The organism is Pseudomonas lurida, assembly GCF_002563895.1.
Lineage (GTDB): Bacteria > Pseudomonadota > Gammaproteobacteria > Pseudomonadales > Pseudomonadaceae > Aquipseudomonas > Aquipseudomonas lurida.
Window position 1 is genome coordinate 4,892,494 of record NZ_PDJB01000001.1, and the last position, 17,305, is coordinate 4,909,798.

At 60.9% G+C, this 17,305-nt stretch carries 18 protein-coding genes; 12 read left to right on the forward strand and 6 right to left on the reverse strand.

Annotated elements, in window-relative coordinates; translation table 11 throughout:
• The first annotated feature begins 5 nt into the window (after nucleotides 1–5).
• From ATH90_RS22175 to ATH90_RS22185, 3 genes are all read left to right on the forward strand, one after another.
• Complete coding sequence (locus ATH90_RS22175) at nucleotides 6–1,175, forward strand: MFS transporter (RefSeq protein WP_034108901.1); 1,170 nt, start codon at nucleotides 6–8, stop codon at nucleotides 1,173–1,175.
• A 54-nt stretch (nucleotides 1,176–1,229) separates the two neighbouring features.
• Nucleotides 1,230–2,177: a hypothetical protein gene (locus ATH90_RS22180; RefSeq protein WP_098467263.1), complete on the forward strand. Its 948-nt coding sequence runs from the start codon at nucleotides 1,230–1,232 to the stop codon at nucleotides 2,175–2,177.
• A gap of 94 nt (nucleotides 2,178–2,271) precedes the next feature.
• Nucleotides 2,272–2,652, forward strand: coding sequence for a helix-turn-helix domain-containing protein (locus ATH90_RS22185; protein WP_034108905.1), 381 nt, complete (start codon nucleotides 2,272–2,274; stop codon nucleotides 2,650–2,652).
• A gap of 71 nt (nucleotides 2,653–2,723) precedes the next feature.
• On the opposite strand, the gene ATH90_RS22190 is transcribed toward ATH90_RS22185, so the two are convergent.
• The 3 genes from ATH90_RS22190 to ATH90_RS22200 form a co-directional block, all read right to left on the reverse strand.
• The gene (locus ATH90_RS22190; RefSeq protein ID WP_098467264.1) at nucleotides 2,724–4,226 is read right to left on the reverse strand and encodes an amidase family protein; all 1,503 of its coding nucleotides are present in this window, start codon (nucleotides 4,224–4,226) and stop codon (nucleotides 2,724–2,726) included.
• Between the two features lie 97 nt (nucleotides 4,227–4,323).
• A complete protein-coding gene (locus tag ATH90_RS22195) occupies nucleotides 4,324–4,878 on the reverse strand; it encodes a hypothetical protein (RefSeq protein WP_211290126.1) in 555 nt (184 codons plus the stop codon).
• 340 nt (nucleotides 4,879–5,218) lie between these two features.
• Nucleotides 5,219–6,277 carry an MBL fold metallo-hydrolase gene (locus ATH90_RS22200; protein ID WP_034108909.1) on the reverse strand — a complete coding sequence of 353 codons (1,059 nt, stop codon included), beginning with the start codon at nucleotides 6,275–6,277 and terminating at the stop codon, nucleotides 5,219–5,221.
• Between the two features lie 128 nt (nucleotides 6,278–6,405).
• Between ATH90_RS22200 and ATH90_RS22205 the strand changes: the two genes are divergently transcribed.
• From ATH90_RS22205 to ATH90_RS22220, 4 genes are all read left to right on the forward strand, one after another.
• The gene (locus ATH90_RS22205; RefSeq protein ID WP_098467265.1) at nucleotides 6,406–7,032 is read left to right on the forward strand and encodes a TetR/AcrR family transcriptional regulator; all 627 of its coding nucleotides are present in this window, start codon (nucleotides 6,406–6,408) and stop codon (nucleotides 7,030–7,032) included.
• A 186-nt stretch (nucleotides 7,033–7,218) separates the two neighbouring features.
• Nucleotides 7,219–8,277 (forward strand): diguanylate cyclase, encoded by a 1,059-nt coding sequence (locus ATH90_RS22210; RefSeq protein WP_034108913.1) that lies wholly within the window; start codon nucleotides 7,219–7,221, stop codon nucleotides 8,275–8,277.
• 261 nt (nucleotides 8,278–8,538) lie between these two features.
• Nucleotides 8,539–9,858 carry a methyl-accepting chemotaxis protein gene (locus ATH90_RS22215; protein WP_034108915.1) on the forward strand — a complete coding sequence of 440 codons (1,320 nt, stop codon included), beginning with the start codon at nucleotides 8,539–8,541 and terminating at the stop codon, nucleotides 9,856–9,858.
• 76 nt (nucleotides 9,859–9,934) lie between these two features.
• Nucleotides 9,935–10,453, forward strand: coding sequence for a DUF1003 domain-containing protein (locus ATH90_RS22220; RefSeq protein ID WP_034108917.1), 519 nt, complete (start codon nucleotides 9,935–9,937; stop codon nucleotides 10,451–10,453).
• Here ATH90_RS22220 and ATH90_RS22225 read toward each other — a convergent pair.
• Complete coding sequence (locus ATH90_RS22225; RefSeq protein ID WP_098467266.1) at nucleotides 10,450–11,328, reverse strand: LysR family transcriptional regulator; 879 nt, start codon at nucleotides 11,326–11,328, stop codon at nucleotides 10,450–10,452. The genes ATH90_RS22220 and ATH90_RS22225 overlap by 4 nt on opposite strands.
• An 80-nt stretch (nucleotides 11,329–11,408) precedes the next feature.
• On the opposite strand from ATH90_RS22225, the gene ATH90_RS22230 reads away from it, so the two are divergent.
• Entirely contained in the window at nucleotides 11,409–12,110 is a 702-nt protein-coding gene (locus ATH90_RS22230) for a CTP synthase C-terminal region-related (seleno)protein (RefSeq protein ID WP_034109374.1), read from the forward strand.
• Nucleotides 12,107–12,427, forward strand: a complete 321-nt coding sequence (locus tag ATH90_RS22235) for an antibiotic biosynthesis monooxygenase family protein (RefSeq protein ID WP_034108921.1) — start codon at nucleotides 12,107–12,109, stop codon at nucleotides 12,425–12,427. Before ATH90_RS22230 ends, ATH90_RS22235 begins: the two co-directional genes overlap by 4 nt.
• Nucleotides 12,428–12,474: 47 nt before the next feature.
• Here ATH90_RS22235 and ATH90_RS22240 read toward each other — a convergent pair whose 3' ends face one another.
• Nucleotides 12,475–12,798, reverse strand: a complete 324-nt coding sequence (locus ATH90_RS22240) for a DUF2025 family protein (RefSeq protein WP_069078103.1) — start codon at nucleotides 12,796–12,798, stop codon at nucleotides 12,475–12,477.
• A gap of 232 nt (nucleotides 12,799–13,030) precedes the next feature.
• On the opposite strand from ATH90_RS22240, the gene ATH90_RS22245 reads away from it, so the two are divergent.
• The 3 genes from ATH90_RS22245 to ATH90_RS22260 all read left to right on the forward strand — a co-directional run bounded on the left by ATH90_RS22245 (nucleotide 13,031) and on the right by ATH90_RS22260 (nucleotide 16,144).
• Nucleotides 13,031–14,158, forward strand: a complete 1,128-nt coding sequence (locus ATH90_RS22245; RefSeq protein WP_034108925.1) for a glycerophosphodiester phosphodiesterase family protein — start codon at nucleotides 13,031–13,033, stop codon at nucleotides 14,156–14,158.
• Nucleotides 14,159–14,487: 329 nt separating this feature from the next.
• The gene (locus ATH90_RS22255; protein ID WP_034108927.1) at nucleotides 14,488–14,796 is read left to right on the forward strand and encodes a PepSY domain-containing protein; all 309 of its coding nucleotides are present in this window, start codon (nucleotides 14,488–14,490) and stop codon (nucleotides 14,794–14,796) included.
• A 175-nt stretch (nucleotides 14,797–14,971) separates the two neighbouring features.
• Nucleotides 14,972–16,144, forward strand: coding sequence for a GAF domain-containing sensor histidine kinase (locus tag ATH90_RS22260; RefSeq protein WP_098467267.1), 1,173 nt, complete (start codon nucleotides 14,972–14,974; stop codon nucleotides 16,142–16,144).
• Here ATH90_RS22260 and ATH90_RS22265 read toward each other — a convergent pair whose 3' ends face one another.
• A complete protein-coding gene (locus tag ATH90_RS22265) occupies nucleotides 16,145–17,206 on the reverse strand; it encodes a methyl-accepting chemotaxis protein (protein WP_397454797.1) in 1,062 nt (353 codons plus the stop codon).
• Nucleotides 17,207–17,305 lie beyond the last annotated feature (99 nt).

The window sequence follows — 17,305 nt, forward strand, 5'->3', positions numbered from 1 at the left end:
CCACCGTGGCCACCTACTCCCTGGTAATCCGCCGCCTGATGATCTGCTCGGTGACCATCGTGGTCAGCCGCGCCATGACCAGCCCGTTGCTGGCCTTGCTGCTGAGCACCCGCCTGGGCCTGAACCAGCAGGACATCGGCCTGTTGATGGGCATCGCGGTGTTTATCGCGACATTGCTGGGCCTGTACGGCGGCTACATCATCGACCGCCTGGAAAAGCGCAAGCTGCTGATCCTGGCCATGCTCTCCAGCTCCATCGGTTTTCTGTTGCTGACCTTTGCCAGCAACCTCTACCTCACGACCCTGACCCTGGTCATCACCGAAGCTGCGTCGGCGCTGTTCCTGATTGGCTCCAAAGCCATCATCAGCGAGAACCTGCCGGTAGGCGACCGCGCCAAGGTCTTTTCCCTGCGCTATACCCTGACCAACGTCGGCTACGCCACTGGCCCCATGGTCGGTGTGGTGATTGCCGGCCACATGCCGTTGGCACCGTTCCTGATCGCCAGTGCGATCGCCTTCGGCAGCCTGTTCCTGATGATCGGCATCCCGCCCACCCAGCGGGATGACAGCAACAAGCCATTGAGTTTCCTCACCACCCTGCGCACCTTGCGCAGCGACCGCACGCTGATCCTGTTCACCAGCGGCAGCCTGCTGAGCACCATTGTCCATGGGCGCTACACCCTGTATCTGTCGCAGTTTTTGCTAGTGGCCTACAAGCCTGCCGAGGCATTGAAGATTCTGTCTGCGGTGCTGGCCTGCAACGCCATCACCGTGATTTTGATGCAGTACCAGATCGGCCGCTTCCTCAAGCGTGAGCAACTGCGCTACTGGATCGTGCTCGGCACCTTGCTGTTCATTGCCGGGCTGATCGGCTTCAGCCTCGCGGACAGCCTCGTCACCTGGTGCCTGGCGATGTTCGTATTCACCCTGGGCGAAATGATCATCTACCCCTCCGAGTTCCTGTTCATCGACACCATTGCCCCTGATGCACTGCGCGGCAGCTACTACGGCGCGCAGAACCTCGCGGCGTTCGGCGGAGCGATGAGCCCGGTCATTTGCGGCTATCTGCTGATCAATGCGGCGCCGGCCAGCATGTTCTATGCGCTGGGTGCATTGACGGCGATAGGGGGAACGTTGTGCTTCTTGAGCGGGCGAAGGGTCGCAGGTTCTTGCTGATATTTACGCGGGATCCCGCTATTAATAGCAAAACTTCTCACGGACCCGAGCCCCATGAAATTCGACACGGCCTACAGCCTGAGTCTCGACGACAAGCTGTCGATCTACGACGTCCGAGACCTGAATTTCGACGAAACCGCCGATTTCGACTCCGACAAGGAGCGTTTCCTCTGCCCCAACGATGACTGCCGGGCAGCGTTTGATGCGGACAATGCGCTGGGCACGTTCAACGCAAAAAACGTCAATTACCTGCGCACGCCGCACTTCAAGAACAAGACCAGCACCCGGCACATCGACGGTTGTCGCTACGCCAGCACCCACAAGACTGCGACCGGGGAAGGTGACAACGAGCGCGAGGAAAACTTCCCATCGGAATTTGTACTCACCCGTCGGCAATATGCACGCACGGCCCCCTTGGTGAGCACCGAAGCAAGCGTCCCACAGGAGCCAGCGAAAGCACCGTCAAGCCGTGCCACCGCATCACCTGGTTCCAATGACAGCCCCCCGGATAAAACCAGCGTGTTCGCTCACCCGGTGGAATGCTTTGTGTCGAATATCGACGACAAGGACACACTCAAGTCCATGCCGTTGAAGATCGGCGACCACACGGCGACCTACTGGACGTTTTTCAAAAAGATCGAATACCTGCAAGACAACAAAGGCTTGATCTATTGGGGCAGGATCAAGGCGATCAAGGACTACACAAGCAGCTTTCGCATCGACTTCGAAAAAAAGGTATGGCTCGACAAGAAGCCCTACTCGGTCAACGTCTACCTGAGCAAAAAACTCATCGATAACTACTGCAAGCGCAAGGCATTCCTGGAGCAGATCAAGGCGGCGGTAGACAGCGAACGGACGCTGTATTGCTTCTTCTATGGCGTGACGCCGACGTTTAAACAGGTGCCCAGCAAGAAAAACCCCGAGCAGACGTTTGGCGTGTTCAGCGCGAATATCGAGAACCTGGATCACCTGATCATTCGCGAGGCACCGGGGCTGGAATAGTGGGTCGTTGAAAATCCAGTTGATGAGCGGTCAAAACAACTGTACAAAAACACAGTATAGTTTGCCCTCCCCCGTCGAACCCTGGAGAAACCCCATGTCCTCTCTGGCAATGAGCTCTTTCGTAGAACAGCAGATCGTCCTGCATCAATTCACCGCCAAGCACAGCGTACAGGCCCGTGCGATGTTGGGCTGGAGCCGGGAACACCTGGCGCTTCAGGCTGGCGTGGCGGTCGAAGCGGTCCAACAGTTTGAAAGTCAGTGCGACGTGGGTGATGAAACCCGCCTGGCGTTGGCGTTTCGCCTGGAGGCTGAAGGGCTGGTGTTTTTCCCGGGTTTTGCGCCGGGGTGGGGGATGAGTGCACGCCGGTTTGACACCGCTGCAACCGAGCCCGCAGCGCGAGGAATCATCTCTCGTTTGATCGGTACCACTTCGGCGTCACTTGACTCCCCAACCCCTCAACCGAACGGTGCGTAGCGTCCAGTCGCCTCACCGGGCAAGTGAGGGTCTCGGCCTCTCCCATCTACTTGGGTGTAAACCGTACGGGGTCAAGGCTCCGGCCTGATAGCCACCTGGGCTGCCTGTTCATAACCGTAGGCCACTGCCAACAAGGTAGGTTCGGCCCAACGGGTGCCGAAGAAATAGGCACTGGTGGGTAGACCGTCCTCATCGACACCCGAAGGCACGGCGATGCCTGGATAGCCAGCAGCCGCGACGCCGAAGTAACTGTTGGTCTCGAAATCCGAGACCACAGCGTCGAGGTTATGCAACTGGATCGGGTCATCCACGGTACTGCGAAAATCCTGGATAAGCGCGTTCCACAGGGGCTTGCGCTGTTCCGCCGTCAGGGTAGCGGCATTAACGTCCTTGAGCACTGGCTGATGGTCTGCTTGCGCACCATCGCGTTCGTCGTTGAACTTGATCAGTTCGGTCAGTGACTTCACCGGCAGCCCCGGGCGCTTGGCCAGATAAGCATTAAGCTCGTCCTTCACGTCCGAGAGCAGCAACTCGTCGTAGCGTGATGCGTCGGCCAGGCGCTGATTGATCGGCACCAATACCGCGCCTTGCTCGCGTAGCACCTTGAGTGTCCGGCTGAACTGGGTACTGTTGTCGACCGACAGGGTTTCGCCGTTTGCGGAAAACGTCGCGGGGTAGCCGATACGCTTGTCTTTCAACGCGCCTGGAACCAGTAACCGGGTGTAATCGACGCCTTGGGGCGCTCCCACGCTCGCCGGGTCCTGAGGATCACTGCCTGACATGGCATTGAGCATCAATGCAACATCGAACACTGAGCGAGCCATCGGGCCCGGCGCATCCTGATGCTGACTCGCGGGAATAATCCCGTTGCGGTTCAGTAGGCCAACCGTGGGCTTGAGCCCCACAACACCATTGCGTGCTGCTGGCACAATGATCGAACCATTGGTTTCAGACCCTACCGCCAAGGGCGCCAACCCTGCCGCGACCGCGGCGGCAGACCCGGAACTGGAACCTCCGACGTCGGCACCCGGCTTATGCGGGTTACGGGTTTGCCCGCCACGGCTGCTCCAGCCATCGGGACCACCACGAAACCCGGCCAGCTCGGTCATATTGGTTTTACCCAGGATCACAGCGCCCTGCCGGATCAGGTGGTCAACCAACGGCGCATTCCTGCCTGCCGTTTCGCCAACAAGGCCATACGCCCCCGCACTGGTTTGCATGCCTGCCGTTTCGATGGTGTCCTTGAGCAACACGGGAATACCATGCAGTGGCCCGCGCACCTTGCCGCTGGCGCGCTCGCGATCCAACTCGCGCGCGGTCTCAAGTGCCTCAGGGTTGAGTTCAATCACCGAACGCAGTTGCGGGTCCAACCTGCGAATCCGTTCCTGCAGGTAACTGACCAGATCGGCGGAGCGGAGCCCACCCGGCAGGGCCATTTGCCGGCCAAGCTCACTGACGCTGAGGGACTCGGTACCGGGCGGAACGGGCTTTGAGGTCGCATGAGAATCGTCGCCGGCGAAGGTTTGCAGGGTTTGCCGGGCAATCAAGCCCAAGCCATAGGCAATAGAGAACATAAGACCTCTTGGGGAGTAAGAAACGACGAAGGACCGCCATTGATCCATGCCCCAGTCTAAAAAACCCTCGCCTTCCCAACAGCGCGACGCATACCGTTTAAAACGTGGGATTATTCAGCGCGCCAGGTAGCCTGCCCTGTACCGCCGTCAGCCGGCAGGCACTGCGATACGCCTGCACCAGGTTCGGCAGCGCCCCCTTCGACCCCCGCTCGCCATAGAACCACAGCGTTGTACCGTCCCCAAGTGGCTCGCCAAGCCTGGGACAACCCACCCAACAGGCAGGGTCAAATGCCGCACTCTGGCTGTCGGACACCAGCGCATCCAATCGATATTGACTGAAAAGTGCATCGATTGCATGGCGGGTGTGCAGGTTGAATTGCAGCGTGTCATCCACACACAGTGCAGGAACCGGCACCCGTTCCACCCCGGCCAGGCGCAGGTTTTCCAGCGCCCGCACGAACAGCGCGCGGTGTTCGATAGGGGAATGCCCATCGCCTCGCTCGTAGGGTCCTGCAACCCCCACGCGCAGGCCAGTTACGCTTCGGTCTGGCGTGAAGGTGGTGTTGTTCTGCACCAGGGGCACCTCCACCATGACCGGCCCCGAAGGGTCGATGCCACTCAAGGCGACCAGCGATAACGATGGATCACGCACAGGTTTCACAGGGAAGGCCGGTGCGCTGTAACCAGGAATGTAAATGCCGCCCGATAAATGCCTGTCGCTGCCGGAAGGCGCGCCGAAAGCGATACTGCCCGGGCTCGCTGCATCGGTGGAGGGGGTCGGTGGCGCTCTTGTCAGCCCCACCCTCTCCGGTAACACAGGTGACGGTGGGCCAGATCGACAAGGCATGCCCGACTGCCAATTTTTCTTACACTCGATGTCCATGTTGACAGCCCTGCGGAAGTGACTTTCCGCAGGATCATCGCACCCTCGTCCAAGGGCTGGAACCGCCTAGAAACACCCGGAAACCTCCTTTTTTCCGACACGCCTGCCGTCAACCGGCGATGTGCTCTTGCGCGCCTTTCGGTTCCACCTCCAGCCACCACGCCCCGCCACGCTCAGGCTGATTCAAGCTGAACGCCTGCCCCATCGCCGGTGTGGTTATCGACACGTTGCGCTCCCAAGCCAGGGCCATGATGCGGTCAAACGGTTCGTGCCAGGCATGGAAGGCCAGGTCGAAGGTGCCGTTGTGGATCGGCAGCAGCCACCGCCCCTTGAGGTCGATATGGGCTTGCAGGGTTTGCTCGGGCTGCATGTGCACATGGGGCCAATCGACGTTGTAAGCACCTGTTTCCATGAGTGTCAGGTCAAAGGGGCCGTACTGTTCGCCGATGCGTTTAAAGCCGTCGAAGTAGCCAGTATCGCCACTGAAGAAAATCCGCCGGGCACCGTCGATCATCACCCAGGAACACCACAGTGTCTGGTTGGCATCAAACAGCCCGCGCCCGGAAAAATGCTGCGCAGGTGTGGCGACAAACCGAATGCCATCCACTTCAGTGCCCTGCCACCAATCCAATTGGCGCACTTTGCTGGCCTCCACGCCCCACTTGACCAACAGGTCGCCCACGCCCAACGGAGCAAGAAAATAGCGGGTTTTCTCGGCCAATTGGACGACAGCCTTGCGGTCAAGATGGTCGTAGTGATTGTGGGAAAGAATCACCGCTTCCAAGGGCGGTAACGCCTCAAGACTGATGGGTGGCAAGTGGAAACGCTTGGGGCCGGCCCAACTGAACGGTGAGGCGCGCTCGGCGAACACCGGGTCGGTGACCCAGAATTTTCCGCGCATCTTGAGCAAAACGGTGGAATGCCCAAGACGGAACACGCTGTGATCCGGAGCGGCTAGCAGCTGCTCGCGAGTCAGCGGTTGCACCGGAATCTGCCCCACCGGGCGCGTGCTGCGCGGTTTGTTGAACAGCATGTTCCAGAAAATGCGCAAGGTCTTGCCAAAGCCACCGTGCTGCACGGGAGCATCATTGCTGAAAGGCTTCTGGTCCTGCTCGGCAGGTTTGCGCGTGGCTGGCGATGAATCGACACGGGATGAGAGGGTGGCCATTACCGGGTGACTCCTACGGCTCGCTCATAAATTACACTGCACAGTGTAGTTTCAAGATTGCAACAAAATCCGGAGCAAGTAAACTACCGAGTGTAACTTTCCTTTCCCTGAAGAGCCGAGCGCCACCCATGACTGCCCCACAACGCCTCACCGACCGTAAACGCGAAGCCATCGTGGCCGCGGCTATCGCCGAGTTTCGCGCGAACGGTTTCGAGGTCACCAGCATGGACAAGATCGCGGCCACCGCTGGCGTATCCAAGCGCACGGTGTACAACCACTTCCCCAGCAAGGAAGAATTATTCGCCGAAATCCTGCATCAACTCTGGGCCAGCAGCGTCGCTCAGCTTGACGTCAGCTACACCAGCGAGCGTCCGCTGCGCGATCAATTGCGCGGGTTGCTGGAGGCAAAGATGAAAATGATGTCGGACGCCAATTTCCTCGATCTGGCCCGGGTCGCGATTGCCGCCACTATCCATTCGCCAGAGCGTGCGCAAGACATGGTCACCCGCCTGAGCAAGCGTGAAGAAGGCTTCACCCAGTGGGTACGGGCCGCCCAGGAAGACGGCCGACTCAACTGCCCCGACCCGGCATTTGCCGCCCACCAGATCCAGAGCTTGCTCAAGGCCTTTGCCTTTTGGCCACAGATTACCCTCGGCCAACCCACCTTGGACGCTGCCAGCCAAGCCAGCGTCATCGAGTCAGCCATCGACCTGTTCCTGGCCGGCTACGAAGTCACCCCGTCTCGCGAGCCGTAATCCTGTTGTGTGAACGACATTTCAGGTCGTTTTTGACGCATTCACCCTCTGTTTTGCGCAAATGGCCTGGAAGGACACTGATTATTCCCGCACGAATAACTGACAATATTCATAGGCTTTATCCGATCAACGGCTAAGCCTGCGAACGCGTGTCGTCGTTTCTGCAAAAAGCTGACCCAGGAATTTATGGAAAACAGACAAGGCAAAGGGCTGTCCTTTGCCCGGCGAATCTACAAGCCAAGGATTATCGGCACGGCGATGTGCTGTATCAGCGTCATCGCTGCGCTGTATCCGCTCGCGATGCCGGGTTGGGTCTGGGCATTGTTGCTGGTCAACGCTTTCGCCTGGCCACATCTGGCTTATCAACTGGCAACCCGCTCTAAATTTCCCTACGACGCCGAACAGCGCAACCTGATGTATGACGCGCTGTTCAGCGGGTTCTGGGCCGCGACGCTGCAGTTCACCCCGCTGACCACCGTGACCCTGCTGTCGATGGTCGCCATGAACAACGTCGCCGCCGGTGGCAAGCGCCTGTTAATACGCGGCGCAGGAGCCCAGTTGCTCGGCGCGGGGGCAGGCGCGTTGTTGTTCGGCGTGCAGTTCAACCCTTCGGTCAGCCTGGTCCAGGTCTACGCCTGCCTGCCCATGCTCACGCTCTACCCCATGGCCATCGGCATGGTCTGCTACCAACTGGCGATCAAACTCTCGGAACACAAACGTGCCCTCAGCGCACTGAGCCGCATCGATAGCCTCACCGGCCTGCTCAATCACGGTTCCTGGAAAGACCTGCTGCACCTCAAGTTCCACAAGTGCCAGCAACAGCAGAGCCACGCCACCATCGCCTTGATCGATATCGATCACTTCAAGCAGATCAATGACACCCACGGCCATATCGTCGGCGACGCCGTACTGCGCCAACTGAGCCTGGAGCTGCGGCGCAGCCTTCGGGAAAACGACTTGGCCGGGCGTTACGGCGGCGATGAGTTCTGCGTGATTCTTCCGAAAATGCCGCTGGAAAAGGCCGCTGAGGTCATGGAACGCATACGCGAAACCTTTAGTAACTACCGTAACCCGCAGATCCCTGAACTGCGCGTAAGCCTGAGCATTGGCCTGGCGGGGTTCCAGCCGTCGTTTACCGATGCCGCCATGTGGCTCAATGCAGCGGACCGGGCGCTGTATACGGCGAAAGACACGGGGCGTAACCGGGTCAACGTGAGCGACGAAAGGGTTGCCTACTCCGCCTGAAACAGTGCGACGACAGCTCGTCCGAATCTTCCTGCCTGCGCGCCGCAAGAAAGCATAATGCCACCATTGGTCGCCTACCCAAAAAAGGTCCTGCCTTCGGGGCGAACTTCTTGTCAGGCTTATCACTCTGAATCCGTTGTCCACCCCTCTGTCGGCACAAGGAAGCTGACAATGAGCAAGTCAACCGTATGGCGCATGCCTTACGGGGGCAGGCGCATACCCAAGGAAACTCCAGCAGTCTGCTTGCCCGAGCACCCGAACATGTTATTTAACGCACATAAAAAAACCATACATTCGCTGCAACACACCCTTGCCCAACATGCCAGTTTGCTGGACGCCATCGAGCGCTCCATGGCGGTGATCGAATTCGACCTGCAGGGCAACGTGCTGCGGGCCAATGCCAATTTCCTACAGACCATGGGTTACCGCGCCGAACAGGTCGAGGGCCAACCCCATCGGATGTTCTGTACCCCGGCATTCGCTCGCAGCGCCGAGTACAACCAGCTGTGGTCGAACCTGCGCAATGGCCTTTTCCAGTCCGGCACCTTTGAACGGGTGGCCGGCGATGGTCAGTCGGTGTGGCTGGAAGCCAGCTACAACCCAGTGCGAGATGAAGAGGGGCACGTGACCAAAGTGGTGAAGTACGCCATGGACGTCACCCCGCGCCTGCAGGCCGAAAGCGAAGCGAACGCCAAGCTGGAAGCCATCGGCAGGGCGATGGCGGTGATCGAATTCAACCTCGACGGTACCATCATCACCGCCAACACGAACTTCCTGCAGCGCATGGGTTACACCCTCGCGCAGGTCCAGGGCCAGCACCATCGCCTGTTCTGCACGAAAGCGTTGGCCAACAGTTCGGCCTACGAGGATTTCTGGCGGCGCCTGAACCAGGGTGAATTGTTCAGCGGCCAGTTCGAGCGCGTGGATAAAAACGGCCAGACCGTGTGGCTCGAAGCCAACTACAACCCGGTGTACGACGCCAGCGGGCGCCTGTGCAAAGTGGTCAAGTTCGCCTCGGACATCACCGCCAGGGTGCAACAACATGCCGCCGACGCCGCCAGTGCCGCCCAGGCGTACCACATCTCCCTGAACACCCGGGACATCGCCGAAAAGGGCGCCGACGTGATCCAGCAAACGGCCAGCGGCATGCGCGACATTGCCGCGGACATCGACAGTTCTTCACAGAAGATCGCCAAGCTGGGCGAGCGCTCGCAGCAGATCTCCACCATCGTCAATACCATTCGCGGCATCGCCGACCAGACCAACCTGCTGGCACTCAATGCCGCCATCGAGGCGGCGCGTGCGGGCGAGCAGGGTCGCGGGTTTGCCGTGGTGGCCGATGAGGTACGGCAACTGGCAGCGCGCACCAGTGGTTCGACGGCAGAAATCTCCAGCATGATCGCGATGATCCAGGATGAAACCCGCGAGGCCATCCACAGCATGGACGGTACCCGCGACCGCGCCGCGCAAGGCGTGGACTTGGCCAATCGCGCCGGTACGGTCATCCTGCAGATTCGCGAAGGCACCGGTGAGGCCGTACAGGCGGTGAGTGCGTTTGCCAATGAGCGTGGCGCTCACTGAGACGATCTTCATGCGGGCGGCCGGGGGCTCGGTCTATAGTGCTTCATTGTCTATTTGTCGATGATCCGAGCCCACCATGACCCCAGAAAAGCCTGAAGCCGCCCCTGTCGACCACCTGCGCTTCCACCGCGCCCACGCCCACTTGGCGCCGACCTTCGGCAACGACACCTTTGCCCTCAAGGCCGAAGCCTTCGCGCGCTTCTTTGGCACGCCCACGTTCCTTGGCGCACAAACTGCGCTCGTGGTGTTGTGGGTGGTGTTGAACATGACCGGTATCACGCATTTCGACGTGTACCCGTTCATCCTGCTCAACCTGGCTTTCAGCCTGCAATCGGCCTATGCCGCGCCGCTGATCCTGCTGGCCCAGACCCGCCAGGCGGCGCGCGACAAAGCCCAGTCCGATGCCGACGCACAACACCGCGAAGCGCTGGCAATCGCCAACAGCGAGCGCCAGGCCCAGGCTGCGCAGACCACCAAGCAGTTACTGGAACTGCTGGAGCAAAACACCCGGCTCACGGAAATGACCAAACAACTGACCGAACATATCGAAAGCCTCACGTGCGAAATGCATGAGCACTTTGTGCGAAAAGCCTAAGGCAACCGCACATGCCGGCCCAGCTCATCGAACAATGCGACCACCAAGCGCAATGCTCGACAATCCGGGCGCGTGAGCAACCACAGCGCCGTATTGTGCCCCGCCAATGCGGGCCCCAGTGGCTGCAGGCCTTCCCCCAATAGAAAGTCCGGCAATGCCGCCACACCCAGCCCCGCCCGTACCAATTCGGTCACCGACAGCATGCTGTTGCAGCGATAACTGGGGCGCACACCGGGCAGGTGCTCGCGACGCCAGACGACCGTCGGGTGATCGGGCAAGAAATCATCCGGGGCGATCCAAGGCAGGTCGGCCAACTCACGGCCCGCGTGTTGCTCGACGAAACCTCGGCTGGCGCAGACCTGGTATGACACGCTGCCAAGGCAACGTCCGACAAGGTGCTCGGGCGGCGCCTTGGTCAGGCGCAGGGCGATATCCGCGTCGCGGCGGCTGAGGTTGGCGAAATCATTCGACGTGCTCAGCTCCAGGGTCAGCGCCGGGTAATGCGACATGAACTGCGCGAGGGCCGGCAACAGCAACCCCTGCAGCACCGAATCGGTACAGGTCAGGCGCACCGTGCCGCTGATCACTTCACCGCCCTGCTCCACCCCAATGCGCGCAGCTTCCAGTGCTTGCTCGGCACGTTCCGCCTGCTGCGCCAGGTTACTCGCCAGGCTCGTGGGCAGGTAACCGGCGCGGCTTTTTTCGAACAACGTCTGGCCCAGCGCCGTCTCCAGGCGCCGCACTGCGCGAAACACCGTGGACACATCCACCCGCAACAATGCCGCCGCCCGGGCGAGGGTGCCGCCGCGCACGAGGGCCAGGATCAGCGACAGGTCTGGGTAATCCAGTGAGTAGTGCGTGGTTGCATTGAGCATGTGCGCAAACGCCAATATTGATTGCGTGAACGCCAATCTATAGTGCGCCCCAGGACACCACAAGCCATGGGATGTACACGATGAACGCCACCCACCTGCACGTCGCCCTGATCGGCGACTACAACCCCGATGTGACCGCCCACCAGGCGATTCCCGTGGCGCTGCAACAAGCAGCCGATACCTTGGGCCTGACCGTGCACGTACGGTGGCTCGACACCGACGCCCTGCCCGTGACACTCCAGGGCTTCGACGGTTTCTGGTGCGTCCCCGCCACGCCCTATCGCGACACAGAGGCGGCCCTGCGGGCGATTCGTTTTGCCCGCGAACAGCGGCGACCGTTCCTGGGCACCTGCGGCGGCTTTCAACATGCCGTGCTGGAATATGCCCGCAACGTGGTGGGTTGGGCCGATGCCGAGCATGGCGAACTCGCCCCGGATGCCAAGCGCGCAGTGATCGCGCCATTGAGCTGTGCCCTGGTGGAAGCCACCGACACCGTGCGCCTGGCGCCCTACACGCGCATCGCCGACGCCTACGGCACCCTTGACCTGTTGGAGGACTATCGCTGCCGCTACGGCATCAACCCTGAGTTCATCGATGCCCTGCTCGAAGGCGACCTGATCCCCAGCGGCCATGATGCAGCTGGCGACTTGCGCGCGGTGGAACTGCTCGATCATCCGTTCTTCGTGGCCACCCTGTTCCAGCCCGAGCGCAGCGCGCTGAAAGGCGTCACCCCGCCCCTGGCGGTTGCCCTGCTCAAGGCATGCCAGGCGGTGTCGGCATGATCGCCCACACACCCGCACCGCCCTATTACGCGGTGATCTTCAGTTCACTGCGCACCGAAGGCGATCTCGGTTACAGCCAGGCCGCCACTCGCATGCTCGAACTGGCGCGCGAACAACCGGGGTTTCTCGGCGTGGAATCGGCACGGGAAGACGGCTTGGGCATCACCGTGTCGTACTGGGAAAATGAGGCGGCTATCCTGGCCTGGAAACAGCAGGCCGAGCACCGCGCGGTGCGCGAACAGGGGCGCGCCACCTGGTACTCGGCCTTCCAGACCCGGGTATGCAAAGTCGAACGGGCCTACGCCTTCCGGAATTGAAAGGCGCCCGCTTTTATACCTTCACTGGGGTTGAGAAACGTGCAGGCCTAACTGACCAGACTGCGCAACGCGCTGATCTGCGGGATCTCCACCCGCCGCATATACACCCGCAACGGCTCGGTGATGTTGATGCGGTCGTCGATGTTCTGGTCCAGCAGCAACTGGATACGGTCACGGGACAGGGTCATGGCCTGCTCCGGGGCCGGCAGCCAGACGAATTCGGCAGTGGGGATGATGCCGTCATCGGCCACATCCATGCCAAAGGAGTCTTCGCTGAACCGCACGATGTACTGGCCGGTCTTGCGGTTGAGGCCAACAAAACCGTGGAGTTGGTCGGCGGCCTGGCAGATAAGCTCGGAGGTGATGCGCATGGTAAACCTCACTGAAAAGTCCCATGGGGACTGGAAAGATGGTTTACACGCGTGGCGGGAAATACCGCCCTCTAACGGGGCGGCTTCGGCCAAGAGTACTGCAATGCACCCGTCAAAAACCCGAAAATTTTGCCCGTGCGCACGTTAATGTCGGTTTGGTGATAGCGCCTTTCGCAATCAATTGTTAAAAAGGAGGCCTTCTCAAAGCTACCTCCACGAAAGGACTTCGCATATGCCTGTCACGTTTACCAAGAGCGCCCTGCTGCTCGCCCTGATGCTCGGCCTTGGCCAGGCACATGCGCAAGACCCCATCAGCCCGGCCGAATTGGCGACCAACGAAGGCATCCCCTACCCTGCCGTGATCGCCCACCGTGGCGCCTCCTTTGATGCGCCCGAGTCCACCGCCGCGGCCTACAAGATCGCCCGCGACCTGGGTGCCGACTACCTGGAAATGGACCTGCAGCGCAGCAAGGACGGCGTACTGTTCGCCCTGCACGACAACAACCTGCAGCGCACCACCGACGTGGCCACCAAGTTCCCTGATCGCAAGGATGCCCCGGCCAACGAGTTCACCTGGAAAGAACTGCAAACCCTCGACGCCGGCAGCTGGTTCAACACCGCCTACCCAGACCGCGCACGCCCAGGTTTCGTCGGCCTGAAAATCCAGAGCCTGGACGACATCATCAAGATCGCCGAAGGCAACCCGCAGCACAAACCCGGCCTGTACATCGAGACCAAGGAACCCAAGCAATTCCCGGGCATCGAGGCGGACCTGAAGAACAAGCTGCTGGATAAAGGCTGGCTGAGTTCCGCCGGCTCCAAGCTGGGCAAGAGCAACACAGGCGTCGGCCAGGGCAAGGGCCGCGTGGTGCTGCAAACCTTTGAAGTCGCCAGCCTGAAAGAGCTGCAGAAAGAGATGCCCAACACCCCGAAAATCCTGCTGCTGTGGGTGGGTGAAGGCAGCATCGAGCCTAAAAACAAGCAGACCTTCGCCGAGTCCGGCGAAACCACCAAGGCCGCCTACTACGCCAAGCAAGAGCCAAAGGACGCCGCCGAGTTCGAAAAATGGGTCGACGAAGCCAAGAGCCTCGGCGCCATTGGTACTGGCCCATCGGCTGAGCTGACCAACCATGGCGACCAGAGCTACTCGGACTTGGTCAAGCCGGAGATGAACAAGCTGACCCACGACAAAGGCCTGCTGGTGCACGTCTACACCGTGGATGAGCCGGTGGACTTCGACAAAGTGATGAAGGCCGGCGTCGATGGCATCTTCACCAACCGCGCCGCCGAACTGCTGAAGTTCTACAAGCGCTGGCCGTCGTCCAGCGTGCAGGACCTGTTGAACGACTATAAGTACTGAGTGAAGGCCCCATGGTCAGGCCGCCTGTGGTTGGGGCGTGACGACAGCCTGATCCTCGACGAGCTGGGGCGCACCGCGCCCCATGCGCATGACGCCCCCCATGGATGGTCTGCCCCGGCGCGCCGATCACGGTCAGCCTGCAAGGGCACCTCACCAACGCCCATCGCCTGTTCATCCCTTCGCGACAGACCCACGCCATTCGCGAGGCGATCCTGCGCAACCAGCGGATTGAACAAACTGCGCAACTGCTTGAAATAATTAAGGGTGAATTAAGTTGCGCTGGTTAATCTGATCCCACTTAAACAGCTCACCCGAGAAGGACACACACCATGAAAACTTTGACTGCCCTGTTCGCTGCTACCGCCCTGACACTGACCGCCGGCCTGGCCCAGGCTGATGTTCGCCCCGACCAGATCGAAGGCCTGCTCAAATCCGGCGCCGTGAAGCCTTTCGAACAACTCAACAGCGCTGCACTGGCCACACACAAAGGTGCGACCATCACCGACACCGAACTGGACCACAACAACAGCGGCGTGCTGGTCTACGAAGTTGACCTGACTGACACCGCCGGCAAGAAGTTTGAAGTGAAGCTCGACGCCAAGACCGGCGCCGTGCTGGAAGACAAGATCGACAGCTGATTCACCGTCTCGCTCACAGCCGCGCTGCCTTCGGGTAGCGCGGCTTTTTTATGCCCGAACGTAGGAAAACCCTCCATTTAGTGAATGAAATTACACCTAGAGTGCGCAAGGTCGCTAAAATCCCCGCTATCGGCCAGGGCATAACGCTCACCACCTTACGGATCGAGAATGCTGCATGGGGCAAAAAGCCGACGACATCGCCACCATTGGCCGAATCAGTGCCGTCCCCGCGATGCTCAAAGTCATCAGCGACATGACCGGCCTGCGCTTTGCCGCTGTGGCACGGGTGACCGACGACACCTGGACCGCCTGCGCCGTTCTCGACCAACTGGACTTCGGCCTCGGCGTCGGCGGTGAACTGGACCTGACCACCACGATCTGCCACGAAATTCGCGGCTCCCATGTGTCCGTGGTAATCGACAAGGCCAGCGAGGATCCGCTCTACCACGACCACCACACGCCGCGGCTCTATCAGTTTGAAAGCTACATTTCGGTGCCGGTGTTCCGCACCGACGGGAATTTTTTCGGCACGATCTGCGCCCTCGACCCCAACCCTGCCCACCTGCGCAGCAGCAGCATCCAGTCGACCATGGAGTCGTTCGCCCGGGTGCTGTCCTTGCAGATCGAAGCAGAAGAAGCCGCTCAGCACACCCATGCGCAATTGCTGGAAGAGCGCGACACCGCCGAACTGCGCGAGCAATTCATCGCCGTGCTTGGCCATGACCTGCGCAACCCGCTGTTTGCCATCAACTTCGGCGCCGAGCGGCTGCTGCGCAAGTTTCCAGACCCTGCCACCGATACCCTCGTACGCCATATCCTGGCCAGCGGTCGCCGCGCCGCGCAGTTGGTCGAAGACTTGCTGGACTTCGCCAGGGGCCGCATGGGCAGCGGTATTCCGCTGAACATCAGCGATTGCCAGGGTTTGCAGGCGGCATTGCAGCATGTGGTCTCGGAGGTGCAGAGCGTGCACCCGCAGCGAGTGATCAAGGCGGACATCGGCGTTCTGCAGGGCGTGAGCGGCGACCGCGATCGCCTGGCACAGTTGCTGTCCAACTTGGTGGCCAATGCCATCCACCATGGCCGTCACGACGGGCCGGTGGAAGTCACGGCGAAGATCGAGCAGGGCCAGTTCAACCTGACGGTCAAGAACCCCGGGCAGATCGACGCGCAAGCCTTGCCCCGGCTGTTCGAGCCCTACTCACGCCCCGCCAAGGACACGCCCCAGGCCGGCCTGGGGCTGGGGTTGTATATCGTCAAGCAGATTGCCGACGCCCACGGCGGTGAGTTGAGCGTCTCCACCACCGCCGAGCACGGCACCGTGTTCACATTCAGCCTGGCAACGGCCTGATCAAGCGCCGAGGCGGGCCGTCACCTCGTTCAACTCACTCGACAACCCGCGCAGGTTATGGCTCGCCGCTTCGGTGCGCTTGACGTTATCGAGGTTGGCCGTCGCCACCGTGGTGATCTGTGTGATGTTGCGCGAGATGTCTTCGGCCACCGAGGTCTGCTCCTCGGCCGCCGTGGCGATCTGGCGGTTCATGTCGCGGATCGCCTCGACGGCCTGGGTGATATGAGCCAGCATGGCACCGGCCTGGGTGACCTTCTCCACACTCTCATCGCTGCATGACTGGCCGCTCACGATCGCCTCGGCCGCATCCACCGCGCCGGTCTGCACCGCCTCGATAATCCCGTTGATCTCGATGATCGACGCCGCCGTGCGTTGCGCCAGGCTGCGCACCTCATCGGCCACCACCGCAAAACCACGGCCGGCTTCGCCCGCGCGCGCGGCTTCAATGGCGGCGTTCAGCGCCAGCAGGTTGGTCTGCTCGGCGATCCCACGAATCACTTCCAGCACCTTGCCGATGCGCACGCTGTCGGTTTCCAGACGGCGGATGATGGTGCCCGTGTTGAGGATCTCGTTGCGCATCTGGCCAGCAATGGCATTCAACTCGCCGCTGGCGCTGACCAGGTCGGTGGCGCTGCGCTGCAGGCGGCTGAAGGTTTCAGCGAGGAAGTCGCGCAAGGTATTCGCGGCAGCCGCCAGATGGCCGAGTTCATCCTGGCGACGGCTGGCCACGCGCTCGGCGAAGCGGCCGTGGCTCAGTTGCGTCACGTAGTCGATCAGGCTGCGGATCGGCAGGATCAGGTTGCGGTTGATCAGCCACAGACTGAACAAGCCGATCAACACACTGGAGAGCACCATGATTGCCAGTCCTACCAGCACGGTACGCTCGGCGTAGGCACTGATGGCCCTGGATTGCTGGCTGCCTTGTTCGCGCAGATCACTGACCAGCGCACTCATCTGCTCACTGGCGGCGCGGTCGACGCCCTTGACCGCCGTGTCGCCGGCGCTCGCATCGCCACCGGCGGCCACGTAGGCATCGCGGCCTTTCTGGTAGGCAACCCCCAATTGCTGGGGTTCCTGTCGCTCGTCACAAAACTGTCAAATTCACTTGCAATGATTCGCTACGCGACCTGTGAAACGTCCTACAGGCCTTTTCTCTGCGAG